14 protein-coding genes are annotated in these 17,334 nt (G+C 48.6%); 11 read left to right on the forward strand and 3 right to left on the reverse strand.

Going from position 1 to position 17,334, the window contains the following annotated elements:
* The 3 genes from ACE1CM_RS20820 to ACE1CM_RS20830 all read left to right on the forward strand — a co-directional run bounded on the left by ACE1CM_RS20820 (nt 1) and on the right by ACE1CM_RS20830 (nt 4,618).
* Nucleotides 1-849: a PilN domain-containing protein gene (locus tag ACE1CM_RS20820; protein ID WP_374879960.1), complete on the forward strand. Its 849-nt coding sequence runs from the start codon at nt 1-3 to the stop codon at nt 847-849.
* Complete coding sequence (locus ACE1CM_RS20825) at nt 836-1,687, forward strand: hypothetical protein (RefSeq protein WP_374879962.1); 852 nt, start codon at nt 836-838, stop codon at nt 1,685-1,687. Before ACE1CM_RS20820 ends, ACE1CM_RS20825 begins: the two co-directional genes overlap by 14 nt.
* A gap of 441 nt (nt 1,688-2,128) precedes the next feature.
* Complete coding sequence (locus ACE1CM_RS20830) at nt 2,129-4,618, forward strand: AMIN domain-containing protein (RefSeq protein ID WP_374879963.1); 2,490 nt, start codon at nt 2,129-2,131, stop codon at nt 4,616-4,618.
* Nucleotides 4,619-4,805: 187 nt separating this feature from the next.
* On the opposite strand, the gene ACE1CM_RS20835 is transcribed toward ACE1CM_RS20830, so the two are convergent.
* From ACE1CM_RS20835 to iscB, 3 genes are read right to left on the reverse strand one after another with little or no spacing between them, the layout of a single operon-like run.
* Nucleotides 4,806-4,997 carry a hypothetical protein gene (locus ACE1CM_RS20835; protein ID WP_374879965.1) on the reverse strand — a complete coding sequence of 64 codons (192 nt, stop codon included), beginning with the start codon at nt 4,995-4,997 and terminating at the stop codon, nt 4,806-4,808.
* A 46-nt stretch (nt 4,998-5,043) separates the two neighbouring features.
* Nucleotides 5,044-5,172 (reverse strand): hypothetical protein, encoded by a 129-nt coding sequence (locus tag ACE1CM_RS20840; RefSeq protein ID WP_374879967.1) that lies wholly within the window; start codon nt 5,170-5,172, stop codon nt 5,044-5,046.
* On the reverse strand, nt 5,165-6,442 hold the full coding sequence (iscB, locus tag ACE1CM_RS20845) for an RNA-guided endonuclease IscB (RefSeq protein WP_374879968.1): 1,278 nt from the start codon (nt 6,440-6,442) through the stop codon (nt 5,165-5,167). The genes ACE1CM_RS20840 and iscB overlap by 8 nt, the downstream gene beginning before the upstream one ends.
* A 601-nt stretch (nt 6,443-7,043) precedes the next feature.
* Here iscB and ACE1CM_RS20850 point away from each other — a divergent pair.
* From ACE1CM_RS20850 to ACE1CM_RS20885, 8 genes are all read left to right on the forward strand, one after another.
* Entirely contained in the window at nt 7,044-7,385 is a 342-nt protein-coding gene (locus tag ACE1CM_RS20850; RefSeq protein WP_374880018.1) for an HU family DNA-binding protein, read from the forward strand.
* Nucleotides 7,386-7,410: 25 nt separating this feature from the next.
* On the forward strand, nt 7,411-8,484 hold the full coding sequence (gene cobD / locus ACE1CM_RS20855) for a threonine-phosphate decarboxylase CobD (protein ID WP_374879970.1): 1,074 nt from the start codon (nt 7,411-7,413) through the stop codon (nt 8,482-8,484).
* Nucleotides 8,485-8,728: 244 nt separating this feature from the next.
* A complete protein-coding gene (locus tag ACE1CM_RS20860; RefSeq protein ID WP_374879972.1) occupies nt 8,729-10,192 on the forward strand; it encodes a dihydrolipoyl dehydrogenase family protein in 1,464 nt (487 codons plus the stop codon).
* Between the two features lie 499 nt (nt 10,193-10,691).
* Nucleotides 10,692-11,060, forward strand: coding sequence for a hypothetical protein (locus tag ACE1CM_RS20865; protein WP_374879974.1), 369 nt, complete (start codon nt 10,692-10,694; stop codon nt 11,058-11,060).
* A gap of 167 nt (nt 11,061-11,227) precedes the next feature.
* The gene (psaA, locus tag ACE1CM_RS20870; RefSeq protein WP_374879976.1) at nt 11,228-13,522 is read left to right on the forward strand and encodes a photosystem I core protein PsaA; all 2,295 of its coding nucleotides are present in this window, start codon (nt 11,228-11,230) and stop codon (nt 13,520-13,522) included.
* Between the two features lie 168 nt (nt 13,523-13,690).
* Nucleotides 13,691-15,916, forward strand: coding sequence for a photosystem I core protein PsaB (gene psaB, locus ACE1CM_RS20875; RefSeq protein ID WP_374879978.1), 2,226 nt, complete (start codon nt 13,691-13,693; stop codon nt 15,914-15,916).
* Nucleotides 15,917-16,367: 451 nt separating this feature from the next.
* Entirely contained in the window at nt 16,368-16,634 is a 267-nt protein-coding gene (locus tag ACE1CM_RS20880; RefSeq protein WP_374879980.1) for a hypothetical protein, read from the forward strand.
* 97 nt (nt 16,635-16,731) lie between these two features.
* On the forward strand, nt 16,732-17,295 hold the full coding sequence (locus ACE1CM_RS20885) for a Uma2 family endonuclease (protein ID WP_374879982.1): 564 nt from the start codon (nt 16,732-16,734) through the stop codon (nt 17,293-17,295).
* Nucleotides 17,296-17,334 lie beyond the last annotated feature (39 nt).

The following is a 17,334-nucleotide window of genomic DNA, read 5'->3' on the forward strand; positions in this document are numbered from 1 at the left end:
ATGTATAACCTGGAAATTAATTTTCTCAATGACCCCCAGCGGAAGCCAGTAAAAGTTGAGACTGGCGGTGGGTCAAGACGACCAACACCCCTGAATGAAAGAATGGTAATGTATGCGGGGGTAGCGGCGGGGTTGCTGCCTTTGGCATTAGTGGGCGGTTTTTGGTTTTACCAGAGTAATGAAACCAATAGGCTGACGGCAGAACGCGACAAACTCAAGCAAGAAAACGCAGCAACACAAGCTCAGCAAAAGCAAATCGATAATGTCAAAAAACAAGTTAAAGACATTAAAGAGGAAACAACAGGCTTAGTGACGGTTTTCGACCAGCTCAAACCTTGGAGTGCAATGTTGCAGGATGTACGCGATCGCTTACCAGCCGGAGTCCAGCTGACCTGCGTAGGCCAAACCGTACCGACTTCATCAGATATCGCCAACTGCCAAAGCGTACAACCCGCATCGGCTGGCACGAGTTCCACCACCACCACCACGGGCGTGCCAGCAACGGACACCATCTTGATTAGCGGGTTGACCTACAACTTCGGCAGCATCAACGATTTCTTGCTGACCCTCCAGCAATCCCCCTTCTTTAAACCAGAAGAAACCAAACTCGTGATCTCCGAATTAAAAGACTACCCCGCTCAGTGGCAACAGAGTCAGTCGAGTAGCACCGCCAGCGGCGGTACTCAGCCAAAACTGAGAAAAGTGGTGGAATTCACGATTAGAACGAGTTTGAGCGATACTCCGGCTTCTAAGTTATTGCGAGAATTAGAGCGTAAGGGTGCATTGGGACTGGTAACTCGAATCGAAAACCTTCAGCAAAAAGGAGTGCTTCAAAATGGCTTACGCTGATGACGCCATGCTCGATGGCGCCGAGCAGAACGGTGGGGCGCAATATCCCAGTGCGTTTGGCATTGAATTCACCCCCAAGGTCACTGGTATCCTAATTGGCGTTGTCGGGTTGGCAGGCGCTGCTTATCTGTTTATGAACTTTGTGCAGCCGGTAATGCAAGCGAATCAAACGCTGATCGATGAAATTAACACAGAGAAAGCCAACGCCAAAAACAAAGAACAACTCCAGCAAGACCTGCAACAAGCGCAGGCAGATCTGGCAATTGCTAAGCAGCAACAAGCATCTGTCTTTACATTGTTTGCCAATCAACCCAGCTTAAAGACGTTGCTACTAGACCTGAACAAGCGCATTGAAAATAGAAATACCAACCTCAAACCCGATGATGTCAAGGCAAGACTGAAAAAGTTTCAGCCAGATCCCAAAGCTTCTGGTCCAGTCACCGACTCTTCTTTAGGTACGGCGGTCAACAACAAACTGTACCGCGAAGTATATATCGTCGAACTGGAAGGCACCTTCGCCCAGACAATGCTGTTCATGCTCGATCTCGAACGCCTCAAACCCCTGCTAGTGGTAAAAAATTTGAAATCCGAGTTGGAGACGACGGATAGATTTTACGTTTACCGCGAGCAAGGGAAACTGGTGCCGGTCAAGGTGAACGAGAGCGGAACCGGACAAGCGATCGCCCAATTCGACGAAAATGGCAAACCCATCGCCAACCCGGTGAGAAAGCTGAAAACATCCTTTCAGTTGCAGGCACTCAGACCCCTCACCGCCGAAGAAAAAGCCAAATTCGCACCCGCAACCCCCCCATCAGGGCAACAACAGCCAGCTAAGTAGTACTGCAACCCTACCTGCTACCCCGGTTTTAGGGGAGCAGGTGGGCAGGGGGGCAGGTGGGCAGCGGGGAAAATTAATTGACAAAAATAAGGATAGATGATATAATAATACGCTTTTTGATTAGCTATCCGAGAGTTAGCTCAACTCGCCGCGGTGCGGGCGATCGCAGGACTTGATCGCGAGGCAGTACCAAACCTGGTTTCAGACCAGTGTACAAGAGAAGATTTTACAATAGCCGTGCTACCAGCTGCCGCAGGATTAGGAGCTGAAGCGAGCGATCGGTTTCCAGTTTCCAATGTGTCCAAGAAAAAATAGAAATGGTATAAATAATCCCATGAAGAGGCGACCGTAAAAATAAAAAATAAATAAACGTATCTTGTAGGGCAACATCGCCCTCAAGTTTCCAGAAGATGCCAACCTGTTGGAGTGAGGAGGGAAAAGGTGAAACAGCATCAAGGACTGGGAGCATTATTGATCGGGGGAGGAGTCCTCCTAGCGACACAGCCAGTTTGGGCAGCAGCAACTCAGGTAACGGGTGTGCGGGTCAATCCCAATGGCAACGGGGTGCAGGTGGTTCTGGAAACGCGAGACGGCGATCGCCCGCAAATCTTTATGATCAATCGCCGCAACGACTTAGTTGCGGATATCACGAATACCCAGTTGCGCTTACCACAAGGCAACACTTTTCGTCAAGATAACCCAGCCCCCGGTATTGCTGCGGTGACGATAACTCAGATGAATGCCAACAGCATCAGGGTGACGGTCAGCGGCACGAATGGCGTCCCCAAAGGAGAGATAGTCGATCGCCCGGGCGGCGGGGGAATAGCCTTGAGCTTCAGCGGCGCCGGTGGAGGAGCGGCAGCTGCCCCTACCCAGACGACCCCGAATCAGGGGAACAGCCCCACAGCGCAAGTACCAACCGCACAGCAGCCTACCGGGCAAACCCCATTAGTTACCAACCCACAAATTACGATCAATGGGCAACCCGCACCGGCATCCGGGACAATTCAACCCGTTAGCCCAGCGCCGCCTTTCTTACCCAGAGCAGTTGCACCCCCAGTGGGCGATATTGCCGTTTCGGAAGCTGATACCTCTGCCAGCACGATCGATCTGGGAACTGCTGAGCGTATTCCTCGCCTGCTACTACGGGACGCTCCGGTGCGAGAAGTTTTATCTCTCCTTGCCCGCGCCGCTAATTTGAACATCGCTTTTGTCAAACCGACGCCAACGGGTGGGCAAGCTCAAGCTCAAGGACAAGGTCAGGGTTTGGGTTTGTTGGACTCTACGATTTCATTGGATATTGAAAATGAGTCAATTCAAGACGTGTTTAATTACGTCCTGCGAATTAGCAGACTGGAAGCTAATCGAGAGGGACGCACAATTTTCGTTGGTACTAGATTACCCGATCAAGCCCGTAATGTTATTAGTCGCACCCTACGTCTGAATCAAATTCTAGCTTTGGATGCAACTCGCTTTCTGATTGAACAGGGGGCAGAAAGGAATGAGGTACGAACTACGACGCAAATAGTAACTATTGGAGAAGGAGCAACTGCGCGAACCGTTACGACCACCCAAACCCAGGTTGAATTAGTGACAGCGGATGAGCTAAACGATCAGGGACAAACCTCTTACAAGGGAAATGCCAACTTACCACTCAGAGGGGTGTTGGTGACGCCTAATGAAAGACTCAATGCGATTACGGTTGTTGGAGATCCCCGCAAAATTGAGCTAGCTTCAGCTTTAATATCTCAGCTAGATGCTAGGCGTCGTCAGGTGGCGGTAAACGTCAAGATTATCGATGTCAACTTGTTAAACACCGATCTGGCGAATACGAGCTTTTCCTTTGGAGTGGGTCGAGCCTTCTTTTCAATTGACGGCGGAGCCGCGTACTTTAACTATGGTGGTTTCAGACCCCCCCAAGCTGCGGAAGCCTCTGGGAGTTTGGTCAGCCCAACGGTCATCCCCAATCCGATTCAAGGATCGCCTTTCTTTGATCCAAACAGCTTTATCAACGTCCCTGGAACCGTTCCGCGTACAATTACTGTCGATCCGAATACCGGGCAAGCTCGCGAAGTTCAAGGAACTGGAGTCGGTCAGTTCTTGGCACCTTCAGCTCCTGTTTCAGGGAATCCGTTAGGAGCTGGCATCACACAAATTCAACCAGCTACCAATACAGTGATCACGTTCCAAAGACAACAGAATCCGGATGGAACTGTAATTTTCACCCCCCAAGTATCGCAGGGTCAGCCCGGTAGTATTACAACTGCTCTGCCGTCTTTGTTCCAGTTCCCCACCCGTTTTCTATCTCTCCTACAAGCTCAAATTACCAATAACAACGCCAAGATTTTGACCGACCCGACTTTGCTCATCCAAGAAGGGGAGACTGCTAGTGTCAACCTCGGTCAAGAAGTGGTAACAAACCGAATCATTCAGCGGGAAAATACTAATGCCGGTCAAACTGTAACCGAAAGGGTAGAAAAAGGAAATGCCGGTTTAACTCTTCAGATTCAGGTGAGCCGGATTGACGATAACGGCTTTGTTACCATGACTGTGAATCCATCAATTACGGCGCCTTCAGGTGTAGCCAATATTGCTGGGGGCAGTCAAATTACATTGTTAGCAAGAAGGGATTTGCAATCCGGACAAATTCGCATACGAGACGGTCAGACGTTAATTCTATCGGGGATTATTCAGGACTCAGACCGCACAAGTATCACTAAAGTACCGATTTTAGGCGATATTCCGATTTTGGGGGCGCTGTTTAGAAGGACAGAGCGGCAAAACGCCCGACAAGAGGTGATTGTATTGCTGACGCCCCAGGTGCTGGATGACTCCTCTGGCGCTCCATTTGGCTATCGCTATCGCCCCAGTCCGGATGTGCAGCAAATGTTGCAACAGCGCGGTGGTATTCCGGGTGTCAACAATCGCTAGCTGGCAAAAAGTAGGTTGGGTGGAATGGGAGTGAAACCCAACCACCTCAGCAGTGACGCGCGACGATCGCAGAAACCGGGTTTCTTTCCTAGAAACCCGGTTTCTGTGGGGAACCGACTGACGCACGAAGCTCACAGAAACCGGGTTTCTTTTTCCTAGAAACCCGGTTTCTGTGGGTAAGTGCTGACTAACGCGGGACGCTGTGAGAAACCGGGTTTCTTTTTCCTAGAAACCCGGTTTCTGTGGGGGACGCTCTGAGAAACCGGGTTTCAAAGCTGGGATCTCTGGCAAGCAAAACGACTATTTTTCCTAGAAACCCGGTTTCTGTGGGGGACGCTGTGAGAAACCGGGTTTCAAAGCTGGCATCTCTGGCAACCAAAGCGACGATTTTTCCTAGAAACCCGGTTTCTGTGGGTAAGTGCTGACTAACGCGGGACGCTGTGAGAAACCGGGTTTCTTTTTCCTAGAAACCCGGTTTCTGTGGGGTAGTAACTGTTGGTTGATTTGTGGACATATCTGGACATTCCTTCCCGTTTGGCTAGTGTTTCACCCATAGCTGTAGCCATCTCTGCGATGAATTGCTTTGCAATATTTCAGGTTGATTGACCTGCGTTTTTTATTGATGACAAACTCACCTCGTCCATCTGACATCGGACAAACACGACCGATGAAAACGCCTTTATATTTGCCTTTGGGGACATCTGCTCTGACAATATCCCCAGTGCAAAACCCATGAATCGGACGCAACGGACGATGCTTGATGGAATAACCGTATTTATCGGTTTGACATCTTTGCCTCCCACCAAAACCTGTAGCTTTTACGTGCAGAATCTTTGTGGTTAAGAGCGAGAGATTATCCACAACTCCAACACAGGCAGCATCGAGCCAATGAGCTTTTGGTAGTCCTAACCTCGTGCGGTTGAACTTAGTCAACCCGCCGGAGCCAGTCAATATTGGTAGTCCTGTAACTTTGAGAATGGAAAGCAATTTCCATCGAGTAGTATTTACCGCAGTTGCATCTAGTAGCGGGTACTTCGCTTGTTTGAGAATTTGTGCTTGCAACTGTGGTTTATGCTTGAGGAACACCTCCAGTTTTTTTGTTCCTTTTTTGAGGTTGCATTTGCAGCAAGCCAGACAGAGATTGGAAATTCTGTCACTTCCTCCCTTTGCCTTGGCTACAATATGCTCAACCTGAAGCGGCACATTTTCTCTATCACAGTAAGCACATTTTCTTTGCCACTTTTCCAGAAGATATTCTCTGACCTCGTAGCCTTGTAAAGAGCCTTGCTGATACTCAATTCCGCTGATTTCAGGATTTTCCAGTTTTTGCAGGTCAAACTTCACCAGTTCAAGTCTGATTTCGGCTACAGGAGAAAATTTAATTAACCGCTTGACCCAGGTGTTAATGTTATGAACGCGACTCATTAGACTAGGTGCAATTTTTCCCGCTCTCATCGAGGAGGAACGATTGAGAAATCTAGCTTGGCGGTAGCGAGTATTGCGGGAACGACGCCCTAATCGCAGAGCAGCACGGGACTGTAGCGCCTGTTTAATCAGCTTCCCTCGGTGTTTTAATTCCATCGCCCAAACAATTTCGTCCCGATTGTTTACCAGGGATATTCCCGTGAATTTAGCCCCAGGGTCAATCCTGAGTGAAAGTGGATAGGTGACAATATTTTCAACGACTCGCTTGAGGATTAAGGTAAAAGGATATCTGCGAAATACAGCAGCTTTTCCTTGTGCTAAAAGTTTTCTTGCTTGGGCTGGATGAATTGGATTTATCGGTCTATGCAGAGTATCAATCAAAAAAACGTAGTTGCTCATTTTTTTGTGGTCGGTTTGACCAGTCCAAGTGTAATGTTTGCCTCGGCAAGGTTGAGGAAGCTTGTGAGGAACTAGGCACCGGCTTATAAACCTTTCGCCACTATTGTTTAACCTAGTTCGACAGAGCAGAGAACTGGCGTTCATTCTCCGGTGTCATGACTTCCCCAACGTAGACAGTGAAGTCTTAGCCTGCACGTTCGTTACTCTGGGGAGCTATTTCGAGCTTTGTACAGATTTGGGTAGGTTTTTCCGAACGGTAGGAGTCATCTGAGAAACCCGGTTTCTCTGGGTCAACCCAACCTACTTATCTCAGGGTTAAATCATAAAATAAATCAAATGTCAACCCGTATTAGAAGGAATTTTAAGGCGGGTTAACCATAAAATTACAGGGTTGAGAGTGGGTAGGGAGAAAAAAATCCCCAAATCCATATAACTTAAAGGTTTCATAGATCCATATTCGGCAAGTACACCTTAGAATAAGGCAGTAAAACTTCGAGCGGATGGGCATTTCAGAGATTTGAAGTTGAAATACCCCCGCTCATATAGCGCGACTGGGCGTTTTTGCCAAGACCCGGAAGCGTTGAAGACGCCCCACGCCCGCATTCGGGATGGGGCTTCCACATCGACAAAGCAGATTTCTCGAAGGAGATCGGAAAACAAAATGAATAAAGGCGAATTAGTGGATGTTGTAGCCGATAAGGCCAATGTCACCAAAAAACAAGCAGATGCAGTGTTGACAGCCGCCCTAGAGGCGATTGTGGAAGCGGTGTCCTCCGGGGATAAAGTGACTCTGGTGGGCTTTGGCTCGTTTGAGCCACGGGAACGTAAAGCGCGCGAAGGTCGCAATCCCAAAACGGGCGACAAAATGGAAATCCCGGCAACGAAAGTGCCTGCCTTTTCTCCTGGCAAGCTGTTTAAAGAAAAAGTCGCGCCCCCAAAATAGGGGACTTCAAAGGAAGAATAGAAGCTTGAATCGACCAAAGCACGGGGGGAACTTAGCTTGGGCAGCCGCAGTTGCAGGCTGTCCCCCCACCGCTATTGTTGATTTTTCTGCGAGTATCAGCCCGTTGGGACCACCGGAATCAGTGCTGGCGGCGATTGTTGCCCACCTACAAGACACTAGGGCATATCCCGATCCAGACTATTCCGAACTGCGGGCAATTCTCGCTGTGGCGCATCATCTACCATCTGACTGGATTTTGCCAGGGAACGGCTCTGCGGAACTGCTGACTTGGGCAGCAAGGGAGTTATCGGAACTCGAAGCCACTTACCTGGTAACGCCAGCCTTTGGCGACTATTTCAGGGCGCTCTTGGCGTTTAAGGCCAAGGTGTTTAAGTGGCCTTTGGCTAATGGATCGTGGGTAATGGGTAATAGGGCAGAAGCTAGCCAATTACCCATTACCAATTCCCGAACGGGTTTACTGCTGAATAACCCCCACAATCCGACGGGTCAGTTATTTTCACGGGAAACGATTCTGCCGTTGTTGGATCAATTCGCGTTGGTGGTGGTGGATGAAGCTTTTATGGACTTTGTACCGCCCCACCAACAGCAAAGCTTGATTCCGTTGGTGCAGGAGTATGGGAATTTGGTGATTCTGAGAAGTCTGACCAAGTTCTACAGCCTTCCAGGACTGCGATTGGGTTATGCGATCGCGCATCCAAATCGACTCCGGCAATGGCAACAGTGGCGCGATCCTTGGCCTGTAAACGTTTTAGCCGCCGCCGCCGCCGTTGCTGCCTTACAAGATCAAGCGTTTGAGCAGCTTTCTTGGGATTGGCTGAGTGGGGCCAGACCCCGGTTATTTCAAGGTCTTGCTGAATTACCGGGGTTACATCCCTACAGGAGTGCTGCCAATTTCTTACTTGTACGGTCGGAACAATCTAGCGTTTTGATTCAGGAGAAGTTACTCCAGCAGAGTCAGATTCTGATCCGCGATTGCGTTAGCTTTCCAGAACTAGGCGATCGCTTTTTCCGGGTAGCCGTTCGTTCCCCAGCCGATAACCAACGCCTGATTGAAGGATTGGCACAAATCCTCAATTAAAATCATTGCCAATTTCAGATTTCAGACTTGCAGATTTAAATATCAATCTGAAACCAAAAAGGGGCGTCATATTATGTTCGGTAGCAACGGTTGTGTAACTGCTAATTGCTAATCGCTAATGGCTGATCTGGAGACAAGCAATTAGCAAGCGAGCAATTCGCCATTTCTAAAAAACCGGGTTTCTGGACAGGTATAATTCTTCAATCCCAAATCTGAAATCTTAAATCTCAAATCTCAAATCCCTATGGTTGACTACGATCTAGTTGTAATTGGCGGTACTCCTGCGGGGATTTATGCTGCGATCAAAGCAACTTATTTGAAAGCCCGCGTTGCTTTGGTAGCTGCGCCGCTTTTAGGTTCAAGTTGGTCGGAATCTTTTGCTAAATACGGCAAAGCTTTAAACCAAGTTGGGCGGGTAGCCCATCAGATGCGGGGCGCGAAAGCGTTTGGCGTAAATTTGGAATTAGATGAAAAAATTGTCCTGCCAAAAGTGGCGGTGCAATTTACCGAAGCGCTGAAATGGGCTAAAGGTTCAGTTGCTGCTTTGGATGAACAACACTCACCAGCAGTTTTAGCGGCATTGGGGGTTGATGTTATTTTTGGGGCGGGGGAATTTTGTCGCCGCCCTTACTTGGGGTTTGTGGTTAACGAGCAAATCTTGCGATCGCGTACTTACCTAATCGCCACCGGATCTCGTCCCATTATTCCAGAAATTGACGGGTTGCAAAGTGCTGGCTATCTCACTCCCGATAGTATCTGGCAGCAAGCTAATATTAAACTCCCCAAAACCATAAGTATCATCGGCGGCGACCCGCAAGCAATTGAATTAGCTCAGACTTTTACCCGATTTGGTTCTAGCGTTACCCTAGTTGTCAGCAGTCCCCAAATTTTGCCTAAAGAAGATGCAGAGGCTAATCTGTTAATTCAAGCGCAATTAGAAGCCGAGGGGGTTCGCGTTCTCACAGATCGCCGAGTGACTCAAGTCAAGTGGATTCAAGATAAAAAGTGGATTCAAGCTGGCGAGCAAGCGATTGAAGCAGATGAAATTTTAGTTGCCATTGGTCAGCAGCCCCACGTCGATAATCTAAATTTAGAAGGGGTAAAAGTTGAGGTAGACGAGCGCGGCATTCGCGTCAACCCAAAATTGCAAACAACTAACTCTCGAATATATGCTTGCGGTGATGTTTTGGGGGGCTATCGGTTCGCCCACGTGGCTACTTATGAAGCAAAAATTGCTTTGAAAAATCTGCTATTTTTCCCTTTTTACAATGTCGATTATCGCTACATTCCCTGGGCAATCTTTTCCGATCCTGAATTGGCACGGGTGGGTTTAACCGAAGAACAAGCAATCCGCCGCTATGGGGATGATGTCATGGTTTTGCGCCGGTATTTTAAAGGTGTGGATCAAGCCCAAATGCGCGGGGAAACAACGGGTTTTTGTAAAATTTTAGTGCTGAAAAACGGTGAAATTATCGGTGCCCATTTGGTGGGACCAGAAGCTAGCGAGTTAATTGGTGCCATCGCTCTGGCTATGCAAAAGCGAATTAAAGTGGAGGCGATCGCTCATCTTCCCACTATTTTTCCCACCCTGGGTGACATTAATGCCCAAACTGCTTCCGACTGGAGTCAACAGCTTTTAAACCAAAATCTCTCAAAACAAAATTTCCTAGAAAGCTTTTTCAACATTCGCCGCTCTTGGTCTGCTTGATTTAACTTAGCTTATCATAGCTATAAATTTTGCTTATATCTTTGGAGAAAGAGGGTAAGTTGCTTTCTCCAGTTACCCATTACCTATTAGCCATTACCCTTCAGCGGCTTTAGCCGTTGTTTTTAGCAATAATTAAATTAACTTAATATTTTGTTAATATTGGTTCAAAGCCTTGATAGGTAAAGGTTTTGTCCTCCCATATCTCATAGTGAGATTAATATAAATTAACATTATGGGCTGATAGGACTGATTGATGTTGTAGTTTTGCAAAGATAGCTGTAAATGATCTCGAAAATGAGGTACAAAACCTCATAGCGAACTTATTCGTTTGTCGTTACAGTGCTTTGCAGCACAGCAAAAACCTAATAGCAAGCAAAAGTCGTAAAGATTAGTTGCAGGCTGTTGGGCTTTGACCAAGATAAAGTTAACCCGCCGCATCTGGCCTGGGAAACCGCTGCGACGGGGAACTTGTACTAACTCCGTAAGGAGCTATTAACTCATGATACACCATGAAGGTGAGATCCAGTCTCCAAAAGGAATTGGGGTATATGTTGATGGCAATTTTCTCCCCTTGGGAAGATGCTTGACAAAACACCCAAATTGGTGGGAAAAATGTTGTCAACAGGTCATCAGTCAGAAAGATGGGCTGAGATTAGGTGAGCGATTAAGAGCGATCGCGTGTGTTAAGGCTCCGATGGATTTACCAGAGGAGTGGGGAGAGTCTGTTTCCAGTTTTTTAGCCAGAAATAACGTAGTTTGTGCCGGAGTAGCGAAATCGATCGGCAGAAATTGGGTTGTTTCCGGGCATGAACGCCGGGGATTTTCCGACCCGACGCGGCGCGATCGCTTTGGCTCGGTCCTCACGTGAGCCTAAACCTTTCCACAGGAAAGCTTGGGTGAGGAAATACCTTCATGGGTTGTTTCATGTGCTTTTGTTATTAGTCAAAAGTTCTGAATTCATCAGTCATTCCCATGACAAAAGAGGAAAGAAAGATGACTAATAACTAATAACCCTCATAAAACGGGAGAGTGTGAATGACCATTAGTCCTCCAGAGCGGGAGGCGAAGGTCAGGGTCGTGGTTGATAAAGATCCGGTGCCAACTTCATTTGAAAAATGGGGACAACCGGGACACTTTGACCGCACTCTGGCACGGGGTCCAAAAACAACAACTTGGATTTGGAACCTGCACGCCAACGCTCACGATTTCGATAGCCACACCAGCGACTTAGAAGATGTTTCGCGCAAAATTTTCAGCGCCCACTTCGGTCACCTGGCAGTTATTTTTATCTGGCTTAGCGGCATGTATTTTCATGGCGCTAAGTTCTCCAACTACGAAGCTTGGCTAGCTAATCCCTTAGGAATTAAGCCTAGCGCGCAAGTAGTGTGGCCCATCGTGGGTCAAGAAATCCTTAACGCCGATGTCGGCGGCGGTTTCCACGGGATTCAGATCACATCGGGTCTGTTTTACTGGTGGCGCGCCAACGGCATCACGAACTCGTTCCAGCTCTATTGCACCGCGATCGGGGCATTAGTGATGGCAGGCTTAATGCTATTCGCTGGTTGGTTCCACTATCACAAACGCGCTCCCAAACTGGAATGGTTCCAGAATGTGGAGTCGATGATGAACCACCACCTGGCAGGATTGCTGGGATGCGGATGCTTGGGTTATGCCGGTCAGCAAATCCACGTCTCGATGCCGATTACGGCTTGCTTGGATGCGATCGATGCTGGAAAACCCTTGACGATTGGCGGTAAACTCATCAAGACGGCGGCAGATATCCCACTCCCCCACGAGTGGATTTTGAATCCCAGCTTGATGACGGATCTTTACCCCAGCTTTGCCAAGGGATTGACGCCGTTCTTCACGTTGAACTGGGGCGCTTATTCAGATTTCCTCACCTTCAAGGGAGGTTTGAACCCAGTTACAGGTAGCTTGTGGCTGTCGGATACGGCACACCACCACCTGGCATTAGCAGTTCTATTCATCATTGCCGGTCACTTCTATCGCACGAACTGGGGCATCGGTCACAGCTTCAAGGAAGTGCTGGAAGCTCACAAAGGTCCCTTTACTGGCGAAGGTCATAAAGGGATGTACGAAATCTTCACGACTTCTTGGCACTGCCAACTGTCGTGGAACCTGCAATGGATGGGTTCGCTGAGCATCATCGTGGCACACCACATGTATGCGATGCCGCCTTATCCGTATCAAGCGATCGATTACGCGACGCAGCTATCTTTATTCACTCACCACATGTGGATCGGCGGCTTCCTGATTGTAGGCGCTGCTGCCCACGCGGCAATCTTCATGGTGCGCGACTACGACCCAGCGGTTCACCAAAATAACCTGCTGGATCGGGTAATCCGTCACCGGGATGCCATTATTTCTCACCTCAACTGGGTATGTATTTTCCTGGGCTTCCACAGCTTTGGTTTATACATCCACAACGATACGATGCGTGCTTGGGGTCGTCCTCAAGACATGTTCTCGGATACGGCAATTCAACTGCAACCCGTATTCGCTCAGTGGGTACAAAATATCCACACCTTGGCTCCCGGAAATACAGCGCCCAATGCGCTGTCTACGGTTAGCTATGCCTTCGGTGGCGGTGTCGTCGCCGTGGGTGGCAAAGTGGCGATGATGCCGATTGCGTTGGGAACGGCGGACTTTATGGTTCACCACATCCACGCTTTCACCATCCACGTCACTGCTTTAATTCTGCTCAAAGGCGTGCTGTTTGCCCGCAGTTCGCGCCTGATTCCAGACAAAGCCAACTTGGGCTTCCGCTTCCCCTGCGATGGTCCGGGACGGGGCGGCACCTGCCAGGTTTCTGGTTGGGACCACGTGTTCCTGGGTCTGTTCTGGATGTATAACTGTCTGTCAGTTGTACTGTTCCACTTCAGCTGGAAGATGCAATCCGATGTGTGGGGAACTGTTGCCAGCGATGGTACAGTGTCTCACGTCACGGGCGGGAATTTCGCGGCTGGTGCCATCACAATTAATGGATGGCTGCGGGACTTCCTGTGGGCGCAAGCTTCTCAGGTAATCAACTCCTACGGCTCAGCTCTATCGGCTTATGGCTTGATGTTCCTGGGAGCGCACTTCGTTTGGGCGTTCAGCTTGATGTTCTTGTTCAGCGGTCGCGGCTACTGGCAAGAATTAATCGAATCCATCGTATGGGCGCACAACAAGCTGAAAGTGGCTCCGGCAATCCAACCTCGCGCTCTGAGCATCATTCAGGGACGTGCGGTGGGTGTAGCTCACTACCTCTTGGGAGGAATTGCCACAACCTGGGCATTCTTCCTAGCTCGCTCGCTGTCAATTGGTTAATAGGTAATGGGTAATGGGTAATGGGTAATGGGTCGTTTTGGATTTTGGATTGAATCGCAATTAGCGGTCTGAAATTTGAAATTCCTATTGCCAATTACCAATTACCAATTACCAACTACCAATTACCAAAAACAAACAAGTTGACAAGACTCAAAACAACATTCGAGTATGGCAACAAAATTCCCCAAGTTTAGCCAAGATTTGGCATCAGACCCGACAACAAGGCGGATCTGGTACGGGATTGCCACGGCTCACGATTTTGAAAGCCATGACGGAATGACGGAAGAAAATCTTTACCAAAAGATCTTCGCTTCCCACTTCGGTCACATCGCAATCATTTTCCTGTGGACCTCCGGTAACCTGTTCCACATCGCTTGGCAAGGTAACTTTGAACAGTGGATCAAAGATCCCCTGAATGTCCGTCCCATTGCTCACGCGATTTGGGACCCCCAATTCGGTCAACCGGCGATTGATGCGTTTACTCAATCAACCGCTTCTTACCCGGTCAATATTACCTACTCTGGTTTGTACCAGTGGTGGTATACCCAAGGGATGCGGACGAATGCCGACCTGTACCAAGGTTCGATATTCCTCCTGATTCTCGCCTCGGTGATGCTGTTTGCGGGTTGGCTGCACTTACAGCCGAAGTTCCGTCCCAGCTTGTCCTGGTTCAAGAATGCCGAGTCTCGCCTGAATCACCACCTGGCTGGTTTGTTCGGTGTTAGCTCTCTCGCTTGGACGGGTCACCTGGTTCACGTTGCTATCCCCGAATCTCGCGGCGTCCATGTGGGTTGGGATAACTTCTTGTCCGTTAAACCTCACCCCGCTGGCTTGGTACCGTTCTTCACCGGGAATTGGGGCGTGTATGCACAAAATCCCGATTCTCTCGACCATGTTTTCGGCACTTCTGAAGGCGCCGGAACAGCAATTCTGACATTCTTGGGTGGTTTCCATCCCCAATCTCAGTCCTTATGGCTGACTGACAACGCGCATCACCACTTGGCGATCGCTGTTCTGTTCATCATTGCTGGACACATGTACCGGACGAACTTCGGTATTGGTCACAGCATCAAAGACATGATGAATGCCAAAACTTTCTTTGGCAAACCCGTTGAAGGTCCGTTCAACATGCCTCACCAAGGCATTTACGAAACCTACAACAACTCGCTGCACTTCCAGTTGGGATGGCACCTCGCTTGTCTGGGTGTAATCACCTCTCTGGTAGCACAGCACATGTACTCGATGCCGCCCTACGCTTTCTTGGCGCAGGATTATACCACAATGGCGGCGCTTTATACCCACCACCAGTACATTGCTGGATTCATCATGGTGGGAGCATTCGCCCACGGCGCTATCTTCCTAGTACGGGATTACGACCCCGAACAGAATAAAGGCAACGTGTTGGATCGGGTACTGCAACACAAAGAAGCCATCATCTCTCACCTGTCTTGGGTGTCGTTATTCCTGGGCTTCCACACCCTCGGTTTGTACGTACACAACGACGTAGTGGTAGCTTTTGGAACACCGGAAAAGCAAATCCTGATTGAGCCGGTATTTGCCCAGTTCATTCAGTCTTCCCACGGCAAAGTGCTGTACGGGATGAATGCTTTGTTGTCCAATCCGGATAGCATCGCCGCCACCGCATGGCCTAACTACGGGAACGTTTGGTTACCTGGTTGGTTGGATGCAATCAATGCTGGTACTAACTCGTTGTTCTTGACGATTGGCCCTGGCGATTTCTTGGTTCACCATGCGATCGCGCTAGGTCTGCACACCACCACCCTGATCCTGGTCAAAGGTGCGTTGGATGCTCGCGGCTCGAAGCTGATGCCCGATAAAAAGGACTTCGGCTATGCCTTCCCTTGCGATGGCCCAGGTCGTGGCGGTACTTGCGACATCTCCGCTTGGGACGCCTTCTACCTGTCGGTATTCTGGATGCTGAACACGATTGCGTGGCTCACATTCTACTGGCACTGGAAGCACCTGTGTGTTTGGCAAGGTAACGTGGCTCAATTCAACGAGTCTTCTACCTACCTCATGGGTTGGTTCCGCGACTACCTCTGGTTGAACTCGTCTCAGTTGATCAACGGGTACAACCCCTACGGCACGAACAACCTGTCCATCTGGTCTTGGATCTTCCTGGGAGCGCACTTCGTGTGGGCACTTGGATTCATGTTCCTGATTAGCTGGCGCGGTTACTGGCAAGAGTTGATCGAAACCCTGGTATGGGCACACGAACGCACTCCTTTGGCAAACCTGGTTCGCTGGAAGGACAAACCCGTTGCTCTGTCCATCGTTCAAGCTCGTTTGGTGGGTCTAGCTCACTTCGCAGTTGGCTACGTCTTCACCTACGGGGCATTCCTAATTGCCTCGACCGCCGGTAAGTTCGGCTAAGGCTTTTGAGATGGGTAATGGGTAATTCTAATTACCCATCTCTTATTCCCCATCAATTATTGAAAAGTTTAAAAGTTTAGACTCTCCTCTCCTGGCCTTACAAGGGGGCCAGGGGTTTTCTTGTGTGGGGGATGCAATCGATCCCCCCCAACCCCCCTTGCCAAGGGGGGCTTCAAGGGGGGCTTTTAGAGTTTTTCTGATGGCTAAATTTAATTTGTGTATTCTAAATATTCTGTTAGTGTTTTGCATCTTGGTTACGGGATGCGTTGATAATACTCAACAGCCATTCTCTAAGGAGGTTTATTCAGAAATGGCTGCCACAAGCACAGCGAAGCAAGAATTAGCAAAAGCTGTTCTGTTAGAAGCTGGAATTGCCAATAATTACAATCTGTACCTCGGTAACATTCTGGATTTTGGATTTTCACCATAAACAGCGAAAAATACCAAATTTATGGCATGGATGCAGAGTTTGTTAGAACGAGAAGCTGGATGGAAATATGTTGAAGCCAAATACATTTCCCAACTAGAAGCTAATTTTTCAGAAACAGAACTAAAAGAATTATTAGATTTAGCCAAGCATCCGCTGATGAAAAAGTTGCTACAGTCTGAAATTCAAGCCTATACTAATACGACTGGAGAAAGGCGTGAATTACTCTTCAAAGTATGGGATGGTTACAACAGGGGTGCGTTCCCTTTACCACCAGACGTACAACCATAATCCAAAATTCCCCAGCAAATTCAGCAATTCTTCTGATTGAGTTCTAGGTAAAATAGAGATTAGCGTTCGGTCTAGCAGACTTGGAGAAAAGCCAAAAATGGTACAAACACAATCCAAAATGCTGACATTGGCGGAGTTTCTGCAATTGCCAGAAACGAAACCTGCTAGTGAGTACATTGATGGTAAAATTATCCAGAAACCGATGCCTCAAGGGAAACATAGCGCAATTCAAGGAGAATTTGTACCGGCAATCAATGGTGTAGTCAAGTCTAAACGCATCGCTCGTGCATTTCCTGAGTTGCGTTGTACCTTTGGCGGTCGTTCAATTGTACCTGACATTGTAGTTTTGATTTGGAGTCGGATTCCCCGCGATGACAATGGGGAAGTTGCCAATATAGTTTCTGTTGCTCCAGATTGGACAATTGAAATTTTGTCTCCAGAGCAAAATCAGACAAAAGTAACGAAAAATATTCTTCATTGTCTCAAACATGGAAGTCAAATGGGTTGGTTAATCGACCCAGATGAGCAAACTGTGTTTGTTTATCGTCCGAAACAAGAAACTGAAGTCTTTGATGCTCCAGACGCTCTCTTACCTGTACCATCATTTGCGCTCGATCTACAACTGACCATTAAGGATTTATTTGCTTGGTTGTTGGAGTGAAAATAAGCTGGCAATAGCCGTAGTCAACCCGTCAGGTTA

Source organism: Microseira sp. BLCC-F43, from assembly GCF_041929235.1.
Lineage (GTDB): Bacteria > Cyanobacteriota > Cyanobacteriia > Cyanobacteriales > Aerosakkonemataceae > Microseira.

Bases quoted from the DNA above. Each gene is read 5' to 3' on its own strand.
- ACE1CM_RS20820 (WP_374879960.1), top strand. From the start codon at position 1: ATGTATAACCTGGAAATTAATTTTCTCAATGACCCCCAGCGGAAGCCA.
- ACE1CM_RS20825 (WP_374879962.1), top strand. From the start codon at position 836: ATGGCTTACGCTGATGACGCCATGCTCGATGGCGCCGAGCAGAACGGT.
- ACE1CM_RS20840 (WP_374879967.1), bottom strand. From the start codon at position 5,172: ATGGGTGAAACACTAGCCAAACGGGAAGGAATGTCCAGATATGTCCAC.
- iscB (WP_374879968.1), bottom strand. From the start codon at position 6,442: ATGAGCAACTACGTTTTTTTGATTGATACTCTGCATAGACCGATAAAT.
- ACE1CM_RS20860 (WP_374879972.1), top strand. From the start codon at position 8,729: ATGGTTGACTACGATCTAGTTGTAATTGGCGGTACTCCTGCGGGGATT.
- ACE1CM_RS20865 (WP_374879974.1), top strand. From the start codon at position 10,692: ATGATACACCATGAAGGTGAGATCCAGTCTCCAAAAGGAATTGGGGTA.
- psaA (WP_374879976.1), top strand. From the start codon at position 11,228: ATGACCATTAGTCCTCCAGAGCGGGAGGCGAAGGTCAGGGTCGTGGTT.
- psaB (WP_374879978.1), top strand. From the start codon at position 13,691: ATGGCAACAAAATTCCCCAAGTTTAGCCAAGATTTGGCATCAGACCCG.
- ACE1CM_RS20880 (WP_374879980.1), top strand. From the start codon at position 16,368: ATGGCATGGATGCAGAGTTTGTTAGAACGAGAAGCTGGATGGAAATAT.
- ACE1CM_RS20885 (WP_374879982.1), top strand. From the start codon at position 16,732: ATGGTACAAACACAATCCAAAATGCTGACATTGGCGGAGTTTCTGCAA.